A 17,703-nucleotide genomic window follows, 5' to 3' on the forward strand; every position below is an offset into this window, starting at 1 on the left:
AGATTTTTTTGAAAAGCAGCTGGAAGTATGTTATAATCGTAACGTTATAGCCTATTTTGACAATAATAAGACAATTTAAGGAGATTAAGATGTCTAGCGGAATTGTATTGCTGATAGTGGCAATAGTGCTGGTAGTTATTACAGCCTACCTGATTGCTATTATTATCAGAAAACGAAATGATTCGTTAATCACAAAATTAGAAGAACGCAAACAAAATCTTTTTGATTTGCCTGTCAATGATGAGATTGAAGAAGTTAAGAAACTCCATTTAATCGGTCAGAGTCAGACGACCTTTCGTGAGTGGAATCAAAAATGGGTTGATTTATCCCTCAACTCATTCAGCGATATTGAAAATCATATCTTTGAAGCAGAAAATTTAAATGACACTTTCAATTTTATCCGTGCTCACAATCAAATCAACAGTATTGAAAGCCAGCTGAATCTTGCGGAAGAGGATATTAAAGCAATTAGAGAGGCCCTTGCTGTTTTAAAAGAGCAGGAAGAAAAAAACAGCGCCCGTGTTTTGCATGCGCTTGAAATGTACGAAAAGCTGCAGGCTTCAGTTGAAGAAGGGGATAGCAATTTTGGGACTACCATGCCTGAAATTGAGAAACAGCTCAAAAATATTGAAGCTGAGTTTTCACAGTTTGTTACTCTGAATTCTTCAGGCGACCCTGTAGAAGCCTCTGAAATTCTTGACCGTGCCGAAGAGCACACAATTGCACTGGGGCAAATGACTGAAAAAATTCCGGCCATTGTTGCTAAATTGGAGGATGATTTCCCCGATCAGCTGGATGATTTGGAGTCTGGCTATCGCCGGTTATTGGAAGAAAATTATCACTTTCCTGAGAAAAATATTGAAGAACGTTTTCAGGAAATTCGCGAAGCAATTGGCAGCAATTCTAACGACTTGGTTTCTTTGGACTTGGATAAGGCTGAGTCAGAAAATGAATCCATTCAAGAAAAAATTGACGCTCTCTATGATATCTTTGAGCGTGAAATCAGGGCTCATAAGAAAATTGTTAAGAGCAAGAAGATTATTCCGGCTTATTTAGAACATGCCAAGAAGAACAATGAGCAGCTGGAAGCAGAAATTGAACGCCTGGCTCATCGCTATATCTTGAATGAGAAAGAAGAAATCAACGTTCGTGACTTCAATGAGGATTTGACAACGATTGAAAAAGATGTGCTGCCGATTATTGAGAATTTTGATGTGCAGGAAAAACCGTTCTCACTTTTAGAAGATAAGTTTGACCGTGCTATCAAGAAGCTTGATTTGGTTGAAGAAGGTCAGCTGGACGTTTTCAACAGTTTGAAAGATATTGAAAATGTTGAAAAGACATCCCGTCAAAAATTGGACGGCTACATCAATCAGCTGCATGCCATCAAACGCTTTATGGAGAAACGCAATCTCCCTGGTATTCCTCAGGAATTCTTAAGTGTTTTCTTTACAACCAGCGCTCAGCTGGAAGCCTTGATGGATGAACTGAATCGTGCCCGTATCCACATTGAAACGGTGAACCGTCTGACAGAAGCAGCGACAGCGGCTGTTGCTAATTTGGAAGAAACTGCTTATCGGGTGGTTCAAAATGCGACATTGACTGAGCAGCTCCTGCAATACTCAAATCGCTACCGCAGCTTTGAGCCAAATGTTCAGGAAAGCTTTGATATTGCTCTTAAACTCTTTGAAGAAGAGTACGACTATCAAGGTTCTTTTGACGAAATTTCTTATGCTTTGGAAACAGTAGAGCCCGGTGTTACAGACCGCTTTGTTTCTTCCTATGAAAAAACGCGTGAAACCATTCGCTTTTAATAATACTAACAACACTGGTTAGCAAGGCTAATCAGTGTTTTTGGCTCTTTGTCAGCTGTAGTAGCCGACAAGTGATTTTATTTTTTATCAACAATAGAAATTAAAAATACATAAATGATTGTCTTTTGCAACAATAATTTTGAAATTTCATTAAAACAGGCTCAATGATATTGTCAAATGAAAGGAAAATTGTTAGACTGGGAACTATTAGCCAAGGATATTTGGCAATAAAAATAAAAGAAAAATTTCTATGAATTCCTTAGCTTTGGCTTCAATGGCATTTGACAACTTTGAGGTAGCGGATACAGCTCTTCTTTCTGAATTAGAAGGAGGCGGTTTGTTACTTGGTATTACTGGTGCTGTCGTAGGCGGTATTGCCGGTGGCGTTTATGGAGCTGCAACTGGTGGAGCAATTGGAACAATGGTTCTTCCAGGGATAGGAACTGTATCAGGTGCTACAATTAAAGGTGTAAGAGATGGTGTGGCATTAGGCGGCGCCCTTGGACTGGCTGGTGCGGCTGTTGATACATGGGGACCATGGATTTAAAGAAGGTATGAAAATGCATTTTCCTAAATTTATTAGCATTATCATGGGAGCTATACCAATACTGTTACTTTTGTTGGTTATATTTCCAAATAATAAAATGAGACTGTTCATCTATGCCCTACTTGTGATTAATGCACTGGTAATTATTTATATTTATTTGAAAAATAATTATCTTAATCGCTAATGATTTGAATTTCTCTGCACCAGCAATTAATATTTATCTGTGGCTGAAAGAGCTTCAGCCGCAAGTGGTGGTATCGGCGGTGCTATTGCTGAGACATTGCCGGATATAACTTACCATTTTAATAAGTCGTTCATCTATGGAAAGGCAAGTCATTATGATACCTTCAAAAAGATTACTTTATCTGAGTTATGGATATTTATTTAGCCTGCCAATTATCTTATTGGTTTCAGTTTTCATCTGAAAAACAGTAGCCAGATGGATTAATATCCAAGAGTTTGGGACAATAGTGCCCCAGCTCAAACAAAAAAAGTAACGGTTTTGATACCGTTGCTTTTTCAATATTCGAGACAGTATTGCTCAAATTTCAGGAAGAATAAGCAGTTTTTAGTAAGAAGCATACCAAGGCTTTATTGGAAGTCCGATAACAATTTAGGGCTTGCAATATTCAGAATTTTCTTGTAAAATAAAGAAAATAGGAAAGCGACGAGAGAAAAAGTCTAAGTCACCGGTTGGGTTACAGGCACAGACAAGCTGTTATATCTATCCGGCAGCAACAGAGAGTATGGGAAGCTGAAAACATACGTAAAACTTAGACGACACATTCTTGAGTGCGGGTGCCAAATCTTAGGAAAGTAGTGCTCGACGGGTAATTCACGTTACGGATTGGAGTTTCAAACTCCCTGAGGGCAGTCTGGCGACGGGCTGCTGAATTGAAGGTGGAACCACGTCTCAAGCGTCCTTGCAAATTTTTTGCGGGGGCGTTTTTTGCATCGCTGGCAGAGGTGATAAGATGATTAGAGGATTGCGACAAATTGAACCTTATGTAGCAGGCGCTCAGCCTGCTGAGAAGAATATGATTAAGTTAAACACCAATGAGAATGCTTATGGTGCCAGTCCCAAGGTTCGTGAGGCTTTAGCAAATTTTGATGCAGATGATTTACGCAAGTATTCGACTTTGGATCAGGCTGATTTACGAGCTGCCTTGGCTGAAAATTTACAGGTCAGACCTGAACAATTGATGATTGCTAATGGTTCAGATGATGCTTTGTCTATTGCCTTCTTGGCCTTTTTCAATAATGATGAACCTGTCCTGTTTCCTGATTTGACTTATGGTTTTTATAAGGTTTGGGCAGATCTTTATCGGGTTAACTACTATGAAGTTCCCTTGGCAGAGGATTTTACCATCAAAACAGAGGATTATTTGGCCGATAATGGCGGTATTATTTTAACCAATCCTAATGCCCCAACAGGGATTTTTAAGCCGCTGGATGAAATTGAGGCTATTTTGAAGGCTAATCAGGACGTGGTGGTCATCATTGACGAAGCTTATATCAATTTTGGCGGTCAATCAGCCATCCCTTTGTTGGATAAGTATGATAATCTCGTCATCACAAGAACTTTTTCCAAAGATGCAGCTTTAGCGGGCCTGCGTGTTGGCTATGCCATTGCTAATGAGCCCTTGCTTGCTGTTATGAATGCTGTTAAGCATTCTATCAACCCTTATTCGGTGGATTTGTTGGCTGAGCACTTAGCAACAGCAGCTATTGAGGATTGGTCTTACTATCAGGCAAATGCTCAAAAAATCCAAGAAAGCCGAGCTTGGTTTTCACAGCAGCTGCGGGAATTAGATTTTGAGGTTCTGCCAAGCAAGACTAATTTTGTTTTGACAAAACCAGCAGGCATTTCTGCGGCAGCTTTGTTTAAAGCCTTGGAAGCCAGAAAAATTTATGTGCGCTATTTTCCGAAAGTAGAACGGATTAAGGAGTATCTGCGGATTTCAATAGGAAAACAAGAGGAAATGGAAGAGGTCGTTAAGGCTATTGAGGAATTAAGAGGATGAAGAAAACAAGTTTACCAGTTGGCATGCATGATAAGCTCTTTAAACGGGCGCGTGTCATGTATGAGATTGAACGAGATATCAGTGATCTTTTAATAAAGGAAGGATTTAATCGGATTGAAACACCTACTTTGGAGCACTTTGAAGTCTTTGCGGATGAGGTGCTGCCAGAGCATTATCACCTTTTTGACAAAAAAGGCAATCTTTTAAGCCTGCGTCCTGATATTACCAGTCAGATTGGACGGGTCATTGCCTCGACCCGTGTTGAACCCCCTATTAAATTTTCTTATTCCGGTAAGGTTTTTAAGGACAATGAAGAGCTGCGCGGGTTACTGAACGAACATACTCAGGCAGGAATTGAAATCGTAGGCTATGAGGCTGAAGATGCCCTCAAAGATGCTCTGCTGTCAGCGAATAATGCGCTGCAGGTCAGCGGTCTGAAAGATTACAAATTTGAATTTTCACACGCTCATATTTTACAGACCATTTTTGCTTGCCAACAGCTGCCAGACCACGCAAAGGAGGAGCTGGCTGTACTTATTCAGGGTAAAAATATTACAGGGCTTAATGAATTTACCTTTCGCTATCCCAGTGAATTTGATGCTCTTATCAGGGAACTGCCGTTTTTGTTTGGTGAAAGTACTAAGGTATTGCAGAAAGTCCGCCGTTTGAGTCAGAATCCTGGCATTTTACAGGCTCTGTCTGATTTGGAAAATATGCTTGAGGATTTGTATGGCATACTTTCAGAAGTTACTTTGGATTTAGCACAGATTGCCGCTATGCCTTATTATACAGGCATTATGTTTAAGGTGTTTGGTGATAAAATTCCGGATGCTTTTGTCTCTGGCGGCCGCTATGATAAGCTGTTTGAACGCTTTGGTGCCAAAGAACTGACAGCTTTTGGCTGGGCGCTTGATATTGACAGTGTTTATCAGGCTATTCATGATCAGATTCTTTTTTAGGAGGCGCTATGACTAAGCAATTAACTATTGCCCTGACTAAAGGGCGGATTGAAGAAGGCACAGTGGAACTGCTGGAAAGAGCAGGATTTGATATGTCTTTTATGGCTGATAAGGGTCGCAATTTGATTTTTGAAAGTCCTGATAAGCGTTTTCGCTTTTTGTTAGTCAAGGCACCGGATGTTACGACCTATGTCCGCCATGGCGTGGCTGATATTGGTGTGGTTGGCAAGGATGTTCTGATTGAACATCCAACAGGCTATTTGGAAATGCTGGACTTAAATTTTGGTCTATGCAAATTTTCTGTAGCTTCTACAAATGCTTATGATCCGACTGACCATAAACGCAAGCGTATTGCCACAAAATATCCGATTCTCGCTAAAGATTTTTTCAATCAAAAAGGCGAAGACGTGGAAATCATTTCCATTCAAGGTAGTGTTGAAATTGCTCCGGTTATTGGTTTGGCCGATGCGATTGTCGATATTGTGGAGACTGGCAATACTCTAAAAGCTAATGGCTTAGAGGTATTTGAAGATATTTGCCGGATTTCAGCACGGATGATTGTCAATAAGGCCAGCTTAAAAAATAAACCTGAGCTGCTGCCTTTTATTAAAAAAATTGAAGGGTTGGTCGGAGACAGGGAGGTGGCTTTTAAATGAAACGATTAACTGGAACAAATGAAGAAATTTCTAAGATTTTGTATCAAGAGCAGTTAGAGCTCAGCAAAGAAAATTTAGATGTTGAAGCGACTGTTCGCGAGATTATCGAAAGGGTCAAAGAAGAAGGAGATGAGGCTTTACGAGCTTATTCCAAGCAGTTTGACCAAGTAGAACTCTCCAATTTGCAAGTTTCAGATCAGGTTATTGATCAAGCTTTTGACAAGATTGATAAGGATGTCCTAACAGCACTTCAAAATGCCAAGGCTAATATTGAATCCTACCACCGCCAGCAGCTGGAGGCAGGTTTTGAAGACAGACCTACCGAAGGTGTCATTCGCGGTCAACTCATTCGTCCCATTGAGCGCGTAGGTGTCTATGTGCCGGGTGGAACAGCTGCTTATCCGTCTTCTGTTCTTATGAATGTTATCCCTGCTAAAATTGCAGGAGTCAAAGAAATCATCATGATTACACCTCCGCAAAAGGAATTTGTCCCAGCCATTCTGGTAGCTGCTAAACTGGCCGGTGTGGACAAGATTTATCAGGTTGGCGGTGCTCAAGGAATTGCTGCTTTGGCTTATGGAACAGAAAGTATTCCTAAAGTGGATAAAATCACTGGTCCTGGTAATATCTTTGTCGCCACGGCTAAGAAACAAGTTTTCGGGCTTGTTGGGATTGACATGATTGCTGGACCATCAGAAATTGGTGTGATTGCGGATCAGACGGCTAATCCAATTTTTGTAGCAGCAGATCTGTTGTCGCAGGCTGAGCATGATAAATTGGCTCGCGCGATTTTGGTGACCAATTCTGAAACGTTGGCTGATGCGGTAGGGGCTGAGATTGAAAAACAACTGCAAACCTTGCCGCGTCAGGAAATTGCCCGCGCCTCTATTGAAAATAACGGTCGCATTATCATTGCTGAGGATGTCGATGGTATGTTTGATCTCATGAATCAAGTTGCTCCAGAGCATTTGGAAGTTGCTATGGAAAATGCTTATGATTATCTAGATAAGATTGAAAATGCAGGTTCTATCTTCCTAGGACATTACACTAGTGAGCCTATTGGGGATTATTACGCTGGTGCCAATCATGTTCTACCAACCACCGCTACCAGTCGCTTTTCATCAGCGCTAGGGGTGCATGATTTTATCAAACGCATCCAATACACCCAATACAGTAAGGTTGCTGTCAATGCGGCTGAAAAGGATATTACTACCTTGGCTTATGCTGAAGGTTTGCAGGCCCATGCTAGAGCTATTGAGGTGAGAAATGATCAAAATTAAAGGATTGTTAGTCATGGACGTGGATTCAACCTTGGTCCAAGAAGAAGTGATTGATTTACTGGGAGAAGAGGCTGGTGTTGGTCAGCAAGTGGCTGCTATTACTGAACGTGCCATGCGGGGAGAATTGGATTTTAAGCAAGCTCTGGCTGAGCGTGTGGCGACCTTGAAAGGACTACCAGAATCTATTTTTGATAAGGTTTATGCCCGTATTCATTTTAATAAAAATGCCAAGGAATTGGTGGAAGAGTTGCATGCGCGTGGTTATAAGGTTGGTCTAGTTTCAGGTGGCTTTCATGAGACGGTTGACCGACTGGCAGCAGAAGCTAATATTGACTATGTCATGGCCAACCACTTGGAGACGGTGGACGGCGTCCTGACAGGTCGAACCTATGGCGACATTGTGACCAAAGAGGTTAAGGTGCAAAAGCTCCGCGATTGGGCTATTGAAAATGGGCTGACGCTGGCAGAGACTGTTGCCATGGGAGACGGCGCCAATGATTTGCCCATGATTCAGTCAGCCGGCATCGGCATCGCCTTTTGTGCCAAACCAATCGTACGCGAGCAGGCACCCTACCAAATCAATGAACCTGATTTGTATAAAGTGATTGAGATATTAGATGAGGTAAGAAAATGAGACAAGCGGAAATCGAACGCAATACCTTTGAAACCAAAATTAAACTGAGTCTAAATTTAGATGCTCAGGAACCTGTTGATATTGAGACAGGTGTAGGTTTTTTTGACCACATGCTGACCCTTTTTGCCCGCCATGGACGGATGTCTTTGGTGGTTAAGGCTGACGGAGACCTTTGGGTGGACAGCCACCATACCGTAGAGGATGTGGGAATTGCTCTCGGTCAAGCCCTGCGCCAAGCTTTGGGAGATAAAGCGGGAATTAACCGCTATGGAACCAGTTTTGTGCCCATGGACGAAACACTTGGGATGGCCAGTCTTGATTTGTCAGGCCGTAGCTATTTGGTCTTTGACGCAACTTTCGACAACCCTAAGCTAGGCAATTTTGATACAGAGCTCGTTGAGGAATTTTTCCAAGCACTTGCTTTTAATGTTCAAATGAATCTGCATTTGAAAATTCTGCACGGCAAGAACACCCACCACAAGGCAGAAAGTCTCTTTAAGGCGACCGGCCGCGCGCTTCGTGAAGCGGTAACGTTGAATCCCGAAATACATGGGGTAAACTCAACAAAAGGATCGTTGTGATATGAAAATAATTGTGATTGATTACGATGCAGGCAATACTGCTAATGTCTTGCGAGCGTTGAATAAGCTAGGGGTCAAAGCAGAACTGTCAGCTGATCCGCAAAAGATAGCGGCAGCTTCGGGTTTGATTTTGCCAGGTGTAGGAGCCTTTCCTGCGGCAATGGCAGAACTGGAAAAACGCGGTCTAGTATCTGCGATCAAGGAAACTGTTGCTAAAGGAACCCCGCTTTTAGGGATTTGCCTTGGCATGCAATTATTAGTTGAAAAAGGGCTGGAACATCATGAAACGGCTGGTCTAGGCTTCATTCCCGGACTTTGTCGAGAAATTCCTGCTAAGGCTGGCTATCCTGTTCCCCACATGGGCTGGAATGATTTACAGGTTAAGCAAGAATCGCCGCTGACGACTGGCTTACAAGATCAAGCAGTTTATTTTGTGCACAGCTATTTTACAGACATCCCTCAGGAATACATTGATGTAACAGCACAATATTCTATTTCTGTTCCGGCCATGATTCACAAGGATAATGTCTATGGTGCTCAATTTCACCCTGAAAAATCAGGAGATGTTGGACTGGGCATTCTCAAAAAATTTGTGGACTTGTGTGAGCGATGAAATAAATTATAAAGGATGGTTCATTTGGGTATTTTCTGAACTGAACCCATGCTAAGATTTAACTAGATAAGCAAGTTATTTTTGTTAGATAAATAAGAAAGAAAGGAATTGAGTTCAAGCTAAAAGCTCGGAATTTAGATGAGTTGTCTAAGGAATCAAGAGTCCTTATTGCCTTCCTAAAATTCGATTGCTTTATAGACGTTCTCGCATCATATATTATGCAAATTCTTCCTGCTATTGATATTAAAGATGGTCAGGCTGTCCGTCTCTTTAAAGGAGATTTTAATCAAAAAACAGTAGTCAATCCCGACGTTCTAGGACAGGCACGCCTTTTTGCGGATGCTGGTATAGAGTTCATTCATGTGGTGGATTTAGATGGTGCCTTGGCTGGGCGAGCCACCAATCGTGATTTGATAGCAGCACTGAAGGTGGCGACAGGCCTTGGTGTTGAAGTCGGCGGCGGCATTCGCACGCTCGAGCAGATTGAAGATTACCTCAATGTTGGTATTGACCGTGTTATCATTGGCTCTATGGCAGTTAAAAATCCTAGCTTTGTCAAAGCTGCGCTGGATAAGTTTGGGGCAGATAAGATTGTAGTTGGCATTGATGCCAAAGATGGCTACGTTGCCACTGAGGGCTGGCTAGAAACAAGCACGGTTGATTATATTAGCTTAGCTAAAGAAATGGAAAAAATGGGTGTTAGTCTCTTTGTCTACACCGACGTTGACCGAGATGGTACACTGACTGGACCAAATTATGAGCACTACCAGCACTTGGTATCTGAACTGACCACAGCTAAAGTTATTGCTTCTGGTGGCATTGCAGATGTTGGCAATCTCACTAAACTTCAAGAAATTGGAGTAGCTGGCACTATCGTTGGCAAGGCCTATTATAATGGCAATATCAGCCTAGACCAATTAAAATCATTTGGAGGGTAAGATGCTAAAAAAACGAATTATTCCCTGCCTTGATGTCAAAGACGGTCGTGTGGTCAAGGGTGTTAATTTTGTCAATCTCACCGATGTTGGCGATCCCGTAGATTCAGCACGTGCTTATTACCAAGCTGGTTGCGATGAGTTGGTTTTCTTAGACATCACAGCGACATCTGACAATCGTGAAACGACAGTAGAGATGGTGCGGCACGTGGCTGATCAAGTTTTTATTCCTTTTACTGTCGGCGGTGGTATCCGTTCGGTCGAAGACATGAATAAAATGCTCAAAGCTGGTGCTGATAAGGTTGCTGTCAATTCTTCGGCCGTGGCCCATCCGCAGCTTATTGCAGACTGTGCCGAAAAATTTGGCAGTCAGTGTGTGGTTGTTGCCATTGATGCCAAAAAACAAGCAGATGGGACATGGCATGTTTATGTGGCTGGCGGCCGCAAGGACACCGGCAAGGATTTGCTCGCTTGGGTCAAGGAAGCGGTCGGTCTCGGTGCTGGTGAGATTCTTCTGACCTCTATGGACAAGGACGGTACTAAGTCAGGCTTTGATTTGGACATGCTAAATGCAGTTGCAGAAGCGGCAGATGTCCCTATCATTGCCTCAGGCGGTGCAGGAAACATTGCCCACATGGTGGAAGTCTTTGAAAAGACCCCGGCCACGGGTGCCTTAGCAGCCTCCATTTTCCACTATGGAGAAGTTGCTGTCGCAGATACCAAGAAAGCCATGGCTGATGCGGGAATTGAGGTGAGACTGTGACAGATTTCAAACTGGATTTTGAAAAGCAAAATGGACTGGTGCCAGTTATTGTGACGGATTACCAGACTAATCAAGTCCTTATGCTGGCCTATATGAATCAAGAGGCCTATCAGCTGACCCTTGAAACCAAGCAAATGCATTATTGGAGCCGCTCTCGTAATGAAATTTGGCATAAAGGAGCTACAAGCGGGCACTATCAATACGTCAAATCCATCAAAACAGATTGCGACCAAGACACCCTGCTCATTGCTGTAGAGCAAGTTGGCGCAGCCTGCCATACGGGAGCTTATTCTTGCTTTTTTAATGAGATTTACTGCGAAGTAAAAGATGAAAAATAAGCTCTGCTATTTTTCAAAAAATCGAAAGAAAGGAATTGAGTTTGAGCTAAAAGCCCAGAATTTAAATAAATTATCTGGAAAATCAGGATTTCCGATAATTTCCTAAAATTCGGTCGCATTTTAGACACTCTCACATCTTAATTATGTTAGAAACCTTATACAAAGAAGCACTGGATCGCAAACAGCATCCAAAAGAAGGATCTTATACCAACTATCTTTTCGATAAGGGTCTGGACAAGATTTTAAAGAAAGTCGGTGAGGAAGCTACCGAAGTTGTCATCGGCGCTAAAAATGCAGACAAAGAAGAAATTGCCAATGAAACAGCCGATGTCCTCTATCATTTGGCCGTTATGCTGGTTGAAACTGGCGTGACGCCGGACGATGTCAATAGAGTACTGGAAGCTCGTCAGGGCAAAAAAAGCAATGTCCACGATCGTAAGGAAATTACAGATTATTAAGGAAGCCAGCAGGAGGTTCGCGACAAACTATTTTCTGCTGAGTTTCGAGGTTTATAATCGTGAAGAAGTTGATGAATTTTTTTGACGATATCATAGCAATCTTGGACACCTTAGATTAGGAAAATCAATCACTCAAAAGACAAATCAAACGGCTGAAGTTGGGAGATGACTATTTATTGTAGGATTAATAATTATGATCACTCGTCAAATGAGTGGTTATGTTTTATCTTGCACAAAGATTGCAAAACAGACAAAGTAAAAAAATCCACACACGTGGATTTTTTTACTTTGTCTCATCTTTTGATTTTAACTGAGTATAAAAATTGAATTCAAAGCATTGATACTTCTATCCTTTAATAGCCGTTCTTGCAGTGATAGTGATGTTGAAAAATCAATCATTCGCTCATAAATAAATTCAAGTGCTTGGATATCGTCTGCCTTGATTGCAAGTAAAAATACAAATTTAATATTACTACCATTCCAAAGTATTCCCTTTGGTAAGATAGCAACTGATATAGCTGACTTTTTCACACTATTTTTTATAGGGTGAGGAATAGCAAGTACATTATCCAAAACAGTGTTCGATATTTTTTCACGCTGCAACACGTCTTGATAAAAGCTATCATATACAAAGTTTTCATTTACCAGTTGTTCTGATAAATGTTGTAATAATTGTTCTTTCGTCATCGGTCTATCAACTACATGCAGCAATTGGGGATAAAATAAGGTGATTCTTTCTCTTTTTTTCTTTAATAGTCCCTCTAAATTTTTAAAATTTTGTTCAAAATTACTAATATCTAAATAATAAACATTAGTCTTATCATGAATATTTGGAATTGTTGAAATAATCAAATCATATTCATCACAATTGCAGGCTTTATACTCTCGATAGGACAATTTATCGATTTTTTCTAGGAGTCCTATAAACTTTCTCATCAGTTTGCTCTCTATGATCGAACTAACAATTTTTCCTGTCCCGCATATGATGGCTACTGACAGTTTATTTGTATCATCTGAACGATGCTTCTCAATCGCATTTTCAAAATATAAGGCTATGAAAGAAATCTCATCTTCAGAAAATGACAGTCCAAATTCTATCTCAACTTTTGACATTTCATTTACAGCCAGTTCAAAAGCATATGGAAAATTATTTTTGATCTGCTTAATAATTGGATTTGTACGGCTGCCATTGATAATTTGGATATTCAAGGCTCTTAAGATATGATTTTTTAAATTATCATGTAAATCGGTATCAAAAACCCAATTGCTAGCTACAGAAGTCGAAAGATTATGGATGATCGCTTTGACAATCTCATCTGCCAATATCTCATTATGTTCTACAGAGTAAAGACTAGAAATAATATTTGGATAGTTTTCGGATAAGATAAAGAGAAAATAGGATTTTTCATTATCAGATATTTCAATTTGAAACTTGTTTTCTATTTCTCTAATAAATTGAATAAAAAATTTATCATATTTTTTGGACAGTTTCGTCTGAGAAATCAATACATGATTTACCTTATGACCAGATTTTATCCGACTAACAGAAAGGAGCAGATGAACAAATGTTAGCTTTTCAAAATAATCTGTATTGCTGAGTTTAATCTCATCAAAAAGAGAATAAAATAATTCTGAAAACAAATCATAATCCACATTTGCGCACACATCTTTGACTGTGGTTGTTTGTTCAATGATAAAATCATGTAAATCATCCTGAAAAATCAGATTTACAATTGCTCTTCGAATATCTTCTTCCTTCCCTTTGACAGTATAGCCTAGATTGCTTTTATTTTGAATTTTAATATCATAAAAGGCCAACATTGTTTTTAGCTTTCTTAAATCACTATAAAGTGTATTTTGACTGACAAACATTGTATCAAGCAGATAATTTTTTGTTATAAAATGTTCTGTTGTCAAAAATATTCTGAGTAGAAATTGTAATCTTGTTTCAGATGAGGTAAATAAAAAAGTTCCAGTATCTTCATGCGACCAAAATTCATCAAATTTATTCTTATTGTCATACTGTAACTGATAACCTTCCTTACGAACAATTTTGACTCTAGCTCCATTTTTCCCAATATAATCGTTAATCAATCGAATATCATTTCTCAATGTACGAATAGAAATATTCAAATCTTTGCATAGGATATCAGAGGGAATGGGATTTTTCTGTACAATTAAGTAATTCAAAATATCATCCAAGCGCACATAATCTAGTTTTGACATGAACTTCCTTACTCCTTTATACAACGGTCATTTGGATACTTATTATATCACATATGTGTAATCGATTAGCCTCAACTATTGCCGCCAAATTCGGAAATAAAAAGGAATATTTTTTACCTTTCTTTGACATCGAAAGAGGCAAAGAGAGTTAGTGACAAGTCATTGTTGCCATGCTATGATTTAACCATAAAGTTTCAAGTCAGCAGAAAAGTAAATTTATCAGGAGGGAAAGTTATGAGTATTGATGAAAACGCTCTCAATTTGTCAGAATTTATAAATTCAAATCTAATTTCAATTCATTTGCAGGCACAATCAAAGTTAGATGCTATTGAAGAACTGAGCGATCTATTATTTCAAAATCACTATATCAATGATAAAAAAGTATTTGTTGAAGATGTTCTATTTCGAGAGACAGAAGGGCTGACAGGCATTGGCAGCGGGGTTGCTATCCCACACGGCAAGTCCCTAGCAGTAGAAAATACAACAATTGCCATTGGCCTGTCAGATAAGGGCATTGAATGGGGATCATTGGACAATGAACCTGTAACCGCTATTTTCTTATTTGCTGTCAGAGATCGAGATTCAAACATATTACATTTGAAATTACTTCAAAAAATAGCAACACTTTTAGCACATGAGGAATTTGTAGAAGCATTACATAAAATAACATCAAAAGAGGAATTAATTCAACTATTACTACAGTAAAGGAGGTCTTGTTATGAACATTGTAGCTGTTGCAGCCTGCACATCAGGCATCGCTCACACTTACATTGCAAAAGAAAAGCTAATTCGAGCTGCGGAAGCACTTGGTCACAACATCCATGTTGAGACACAGGGAACAATTGGTGTAGAGGATCAACTATCGCCAGAAGCTATCAAAAACGCGGATGTCGCTATCCTTGCAGTTGATATTCAAACAACTGGAAACGAACGCTTCAAATCCTTGCCAACCATTAAAGTGCCAACTTCTATGGTTGTAAAAGCTCCAAAACAGTTGCTTGAAAAAATTGAAGCTGATTTAAAAAACAAAAAGTAAAACTATCTTTTTGAAAAGGAGAAAAATAAAATGAAAAAAGTAGGCCAAGAAGTTAAACAGCACCTGCTAACCGCCATTTCCTACATGCTGCCTTTGGTTGTAGCCTCAGGTCTATTGATTGCTATTGGTAATTTAATGGGCGGGGAAAACGTAACTAAGCTAAGTGGCATGTCTTTCCCTGATGCCTTGACAACTCTTGGTGTCTTAGGTATGGGGTTATTGCCATCCTTCATCGCAGGTTATATTTCCTACTCCATTTCTGACAGACCAGGTATTGCACCCGGTTTCTTAATGGGACAGATCGCCTCATTTCTTGGAGCTGGATTCCTAGGTGGTATTATTGGTGGTTTTATCGCAGGTTATACCTCAAAACTCATTAAAGATCATCTAAAAGTTCCTAATTGGGCACAAGCCTTGATGCCTATGATGATTGTACCAACACTTTCTGCTATTATTGGCGGAGCGATTATGTTCTTCATTCTAGGAACTCCTCTGACCATGGCAACAAAAGGTTTGACGGATTTTATTACTGGATTAGACCAATCTCAAAAAGCAATGTATGGATTCATTATCGGTGCTATTGGATGCATTGATTATGGTGGAGCAATTTCAAAGGTTCCTAACTTGATTTGTGATGGCTTATTACTTGAAGGAATTACAGGACCTGAAGGAATCAAAGTCCTTGCAGCTATGGTTCCTCCAATTGGAGTCACATTTGCCTATCTATTCTCCAATATAGTTCACAAACGTATTTACACTAAACAAGAAGTCAATGCTATCAAAGTAGCCTTTCCAATGGGCTTGTGTATGATTTCTGAAGGTGTCATTCCAATCGCAATGAATGACTTGATACGCACTGTTATTTCAACTTCTATCGGATGTGGAATAACAGGAGCAATCAGCTATTTATTTGGCAATGGCAGCCCTGTCCCATCAGGAGGTATCTTTGTAATTCCAGCAATGGATAAACCTCTTGTTGCGGTTATTGCTCTTTTAGTTGGTTCATGTGTCACTGCAGTTCTTCTTGTCTTACTTAAAAAACCATTATCCGATGCAGAGTTTGATAGCGCACTTGATGATACAGAAGAGGAAGTTGATCTGTCTAATCTTTCATTTGAATAATAAAAAATTTGGAGGTCTTAATATGTTAATTAATATGGAACAAATGTTGTCTATTGCAAAAGAAAATAAATTCGCTGTCGGTGCTTATAATATTTCAAATCTTGAATTAATGAGAATCGTTGTTGAACAATGTGAAGAAGACAATGCACCAGCTATCATTGAAGTTCACCCAACAGAAGTATTTTATTGTAAAGATGATTTCTTTGCTTATGTTTTACAACGTATTAAAAATAGCAGTGTGCCTTTTGTACTTCATCTCGATCACGGTGATAACTTGGATAGTGTCGTGAGAGCTATTCATAATGGATTCAGTTCTGTTATGATTGATGGTTCATTGCTGTCATGGGAAGAGAACGTCGACATTACAAGAAAAACTGTTGAAATCTGCCATCGTGTCGGAGTGAGCGTTGAAGGCGAACTTGGCACTATTGGTAAAACAGGCACTGCTGTTGAAGACGGATTACAAAATGGCATTTATACGAATCCAGATGATGCAAAGCGTTTTGTTGAAGAAACTGGTGTTGATACTCTAGCCATTGGTATTGGTACTGCTCACGGAATTTATCCAAAAGATGTTATTCCAAAAATTCGCATTGATATCCTAGACGACATTGTGAGCAAGGTTAATATCCCATTCGTACTACATGGCGGTTCATCAAATCCAGATGATCAAATTGCTGAAGCCGTTAGGCATGGTATTACAAAGGTTAACATCTCCTCTGACTTCAAACATGCATTCTTCGATAAAGTTCGTGAAGTCTTAGCAAATGATGAAGGTTGGGATCCCAATAATCTCTTTCCAGAATGCTTGGTTGAAGGTAAAAAAGTTGTCCATCACAAGAATGAATTATTCAATTCTGTTGGAAAAGCTGACCTATACAAATCAGTGAAACCATGGCGTGCTGAATTTCTATAGTTATAATCACTCGCCAAACAGGATGCTTTGGACAAAGACAATAAGTCCATATCACCAGCCAATACTTAAAGCTACAATAAAAACAAAAACTGACAGCGGAACTTCTGTCAGTTTTTTTGAGCAAAGCTAAAGCTAATGTTAATCCTCAAAAATGTAGGAGCAGAGCTGCACAACTTTCTGAAAAGACGTAGTATCCAGCCGCCCGATTTTCTGAATGTCACGAGCTCTGTAGTCAAAGGTGTGAAGTTGAAAGGGATTGACCCTACCGTCGATTTGCGGATGATTGACAGTGATCAAGAGGCCTTGCTTGCGCAATTTTTCTTGTCCATGCGTGATAGGACAGACCGCCACAAAACCAGTCTGTTTAGCATAATTGTAACTGGAAACCACGAGTGCCGGTCGGCGTTTTTGAATTTCCCTGCCTGTTGAAGGATCGAAATCTATCCAGACCAAATCTTGTTTCTGGGGAATATAGTTAGGCTTCATTATCCAGCAAAGCCATCCCTTCAAAATCGTCGGACATGGCTAAATCAGTCTTGCCATCAAAAGGGTTAGCAAGCTTTGGTGCCAGAACAATCACGCCATCAACCCCTCTGTAAACAGAGAACTCAGTGCCTTCTTTTACCTTTAGATCCTTTGGAATCGTCACAGTCATCGAATTCCCAACCTTTCTCGCTTTTACTGTTGCCATAAAAATCACCCCTAAGTTCTTTTGTATATATTAAGTGTATACAAAAGAGCTTGCAAAGTCAAATGGCTTTCATAGGAATTATTCGGGAAATGATGGTGAAGAACCTTTTT

20 protein-coding genes are annotated in these 17,703 nt (G+C 39.9%); 17 read left to right on the forward strand and 3 right to left on the reverse strand.

What is annotated here, in order from left to right:
* The first annotated feature begins 89 nt into the window (after positions 1–89).
* From ezrA to hisE, 13 genes are all read left to right on the forward strand, one after another.
* The gene (gene ezrA / locus SRA_RS03415; RefSeq protein ID WP_003087662.1) at positions 90–1,814 is read left to right on the forward strand and encodes a septation ring formation regulator EzrA; all 1,725 of its coding nucleotides are present in this window, start codon (positions 90–92) and stop codon (positions 1,812–1,814) included.
* A gap of 274 nt (positions 1,815–2,088) precedes the next feature.
* A complete protein-coding gene (locus SRA_RS03420; protein WP_174267034.1) occupies positions 2,089–2,361 on the forward strand; it encodes a bacteriocin in 273 nt (90 codons plus the stop codon).
* A 974-nt stretch (positions 2,362–3,335) separates the two neighbouring features.
* Complete coding sequence (hisC, locus tag SRA_RS03425; RefSeq protein ID WP_003087667.1) at positions 3,336–4,385, forward strand: histidinol-phosphate transaminase; 1,050 nt, start codon at positions 3,336–3,338, stop codon at positions 4,383–4,385.
* Entirely contained in the window at positions 4,382–5,344 is a 963-nt protein-coding gene (locus SRA_RS03430) for an ATP phosphoribosyltransferase regulatory subunit (protein ID WP_003087669.1), read from the forward strand. Before hisC ends, SRA_RS03430 begins: the two co-directional genes overlap by 4 nt.
* Positions 5,345–5,352: 8 nt before the next feature.
* Positions 5,353–6,000: an ATP phosphoribosyltransferase gene (gene hisG / locus SRA_RS03435; protein WP_003087671.1), complete on the forward strand. Its 648-nt coding sequence runs from the start codon at positions 5,353–5,355 to the stop codon at positions 5,998–6,000.
* Positions 5,997–7,280 carry a histidinol dehydrogenase gene (gene hisD / locus SRA_RS03440; protein WP_003087673.1) on the forward strand — a complete coding sequence of 428 codons (1,284 nt, stop codon included), beginning with the start codon at positions 5,997–5,999 and terminating at the stop codon, positions 7,278–7,280. Before hisG ends, hisD begins: the two co-directional genes overlap by 4 nt.
* Positions 7,267–7,914, forward strand: coding sequence for a phosphoserine phosphatase SerB (gene serB, locus SRA_RS03445; RefSeq protein ID WP_003087675.1), 648 nt, complete (start codon positions 7,267–7,269; stop codon positions 7,912–7,914). Before hisD ends, serB begins: the two co-directional genes overlap by 14 nt.
* Positions 7,911–8,495, forward strand: a complete 585-nt coding sequence (gene hisB, locus SRA_RS03450) for an imidazoleglycerol-phosphate dehydratase HisB (RefSeq protein ID WP_003087677.1) — start codon at positions 7,911–7,913, stop codon at positions 8,493–8,495. The genes serB and hisB overlap by 4 nt, the downstream gene beginning before the upstream one ends.
* A 1-nt stretch (position 8,496) precedes the next feature.
* Entirely contained in the window at positions 8,497–9,108 is a 612-nt protein-coding gene (hisH, locus tag SRA_RS03455; protein ID WP_003087679.1) for an imidazole glycerol phosphate synthase subunit HisH, read from the forward strand.
* 218 nt (positions 9,109–9,326) lie between these two features.
* The gene (gene hisA / locus SRA_RS03460; protein WP_003087680.1) at positions 9,327–10,046 is read left to right on the forward strand and encodes a 1-(5-phosphoribosyl)-5-[(5-phosphoribosylamino)methylideneamino]imidazole-4-carboxamide isomerase; all 720 of its coding nucleotides are present in this window, start codon (positions 9,327–9,329) and stop codon (positions 10,044–10,046) included.
* Position 10,047: 1 nt separating this feature from the next.
* Positions 10,048–10,806 (forward strand): imidazole glycerol phosphate synthase subunit HisF, encoded by a 759-nt coding sequence (hisF, locus tag SRA_RS03465; RefSeq protein WP_003087681.1) that lies wholly within the window; start codon positions 10,048–10,050, stop codon positions 10,804–10,806.
* Positions 10,803–11,144 carry a phosphoribosyl-AMP cyclohydrolase gene (gene hisI / locus SRA_RS03470; RefSeq protein WP_003087682.1) on the forward strand — a complete coding sequence of 114 codons (342 nt, stop codon included), beginning with the start codon at positions 10,803–10,805 and terminating at the stop codon, positions 11,142–11,144. The genes hisF and hisI overlap by 4 nt, the downstream gene beginning before the upstream one ends.
* Positions 11,145–11,287: 143 nt before the next feature.
* Positions 11,288–11,602, forward strand: coding sequence for a phosphoribosyl-ATP diphosphatase (gene hisE / locus SRA_RS03475; protein ID WP_003087683.1), 315 nt, complete (start codon positions 11,288–11,290; stop codon positions 11,600–11,602).
* A 306-nt stretch (positions 11,603–11,908) separates the two neighbouring features.
* Here the strand turns inward: hisE and SRA_RS03480 are convergent, their stop codons facing one another.
* Positions 11,909–13,828 carry a BglG family transcription antiterminator gene (locus SRA_RS03480; RefSeq protein WP_003087684.1) on the reverse strand — a complete coding sequence of 640 codons (1,920 nt, stop codon included), beginning with the start codon at positions 13,826–13,828 and terminating at the stop codon, positions 11,909–11,911.
* Positions 13,829–14,062: 234 nt separating this feature from the next.
* Between SRA_RS03480 and SRA_RS03485 the strand changes: the two genes are divergently transcribed.
* Genes SRA_RS03485 through SRA_RS03500 form a run of 4 tightly spaced genes read left to right on the forward strand, consistent with a single transcriptional unit; the run spans position 14,063 to position 16,902 of the window.
* A complete protein-coding gene (locus SRA_RS03485; RefSeq protein ID WP_003087685.1) occupies positions 14,063–14,533 on the forward strand; it encodes a PTS sugar transporter subunit IIA in 471 nt (156 codons plus the stop codon).
* 13 nt (positions 14,534–14,546) lie between these two features.
* Positions 14,547–14,864 (forward strand): PTS fructose transporter subunit IIB, encoded by a 318-nt coding sequence (locus tag SRA_RS03490; protein WP_003087686.1) that lies wholly within the window; start codon positions 14,547–14,549, stop codon positions 14,862–14,864.
* 30 nt (positions 14,865–14,894) lie between these two features.
* On the forward strand, positions 14,895–15,986 hold the full coding sequence (locus SRA_RS03495) for a PTS fructose transporter subunit IIC (RefSeq protein WP_003087687.1): 1,092 nt from the start codon (positions 14,895–14,897) through the stop codon (positions 15,984–15,986).
* Between the two features lie 22 nt (positions 15,987–16,008).
* The gene (locus SRA_RS03500) at positions 16,009–16,902 is read left to right on the forward strand and encodes a ketose-bisphosphate aldolase (RefSeq protein ID WP_003087689.1); all 894 of its coding nucleotides are present in this window, start codon (positions 16,009–16,011) and stop codon (positions 16,900–16,902) included.
* Positions 16,903–17,040: 138 nt separating this feature from the next.
* Here the strand turns inward: SRA_RS03500 and SRA_RS03505 are convergent, their stop codons facing one another.
* Positions 17,041–17,388: a type II toxin-antitoxin system PemK/MazF family toxin gene (locus SRA_RS03505; protein ID WP_003087691.1), complete on the reverse strand. Its 348-nt coding sequence runs from the start codon at positions 17,386–17,388 to the stop codon at positions 17,041–17,043.
* Positions 17,378–17,593, reverse strand: a complete 216-nt coding sequence (mazE, locus tag SRA_RS03510) for a type II toxin-antitoxin system PemI/MazE family antitoxin (protein ID WP_003087697.1) — start codon at positions 17,591–17,593, stop codon at positions 17,378–17,380. Before mazE ends, SRA_RS03505 begins: the two co-directional genes overlap by 11 nt.
* Between the last annotated feature and the right edge of the window lie 110 nt (positions 17,594–17,703).

This window comes from Streptococcus ratti FA-1 = DSM 20564 (assembly GCF_000286075.1).
Lineage (GTDB): Bacteria > Bacillota > Bacilli > Lactobacillales > Streptococcaceae > Streptococcus > Streptococcus ratti.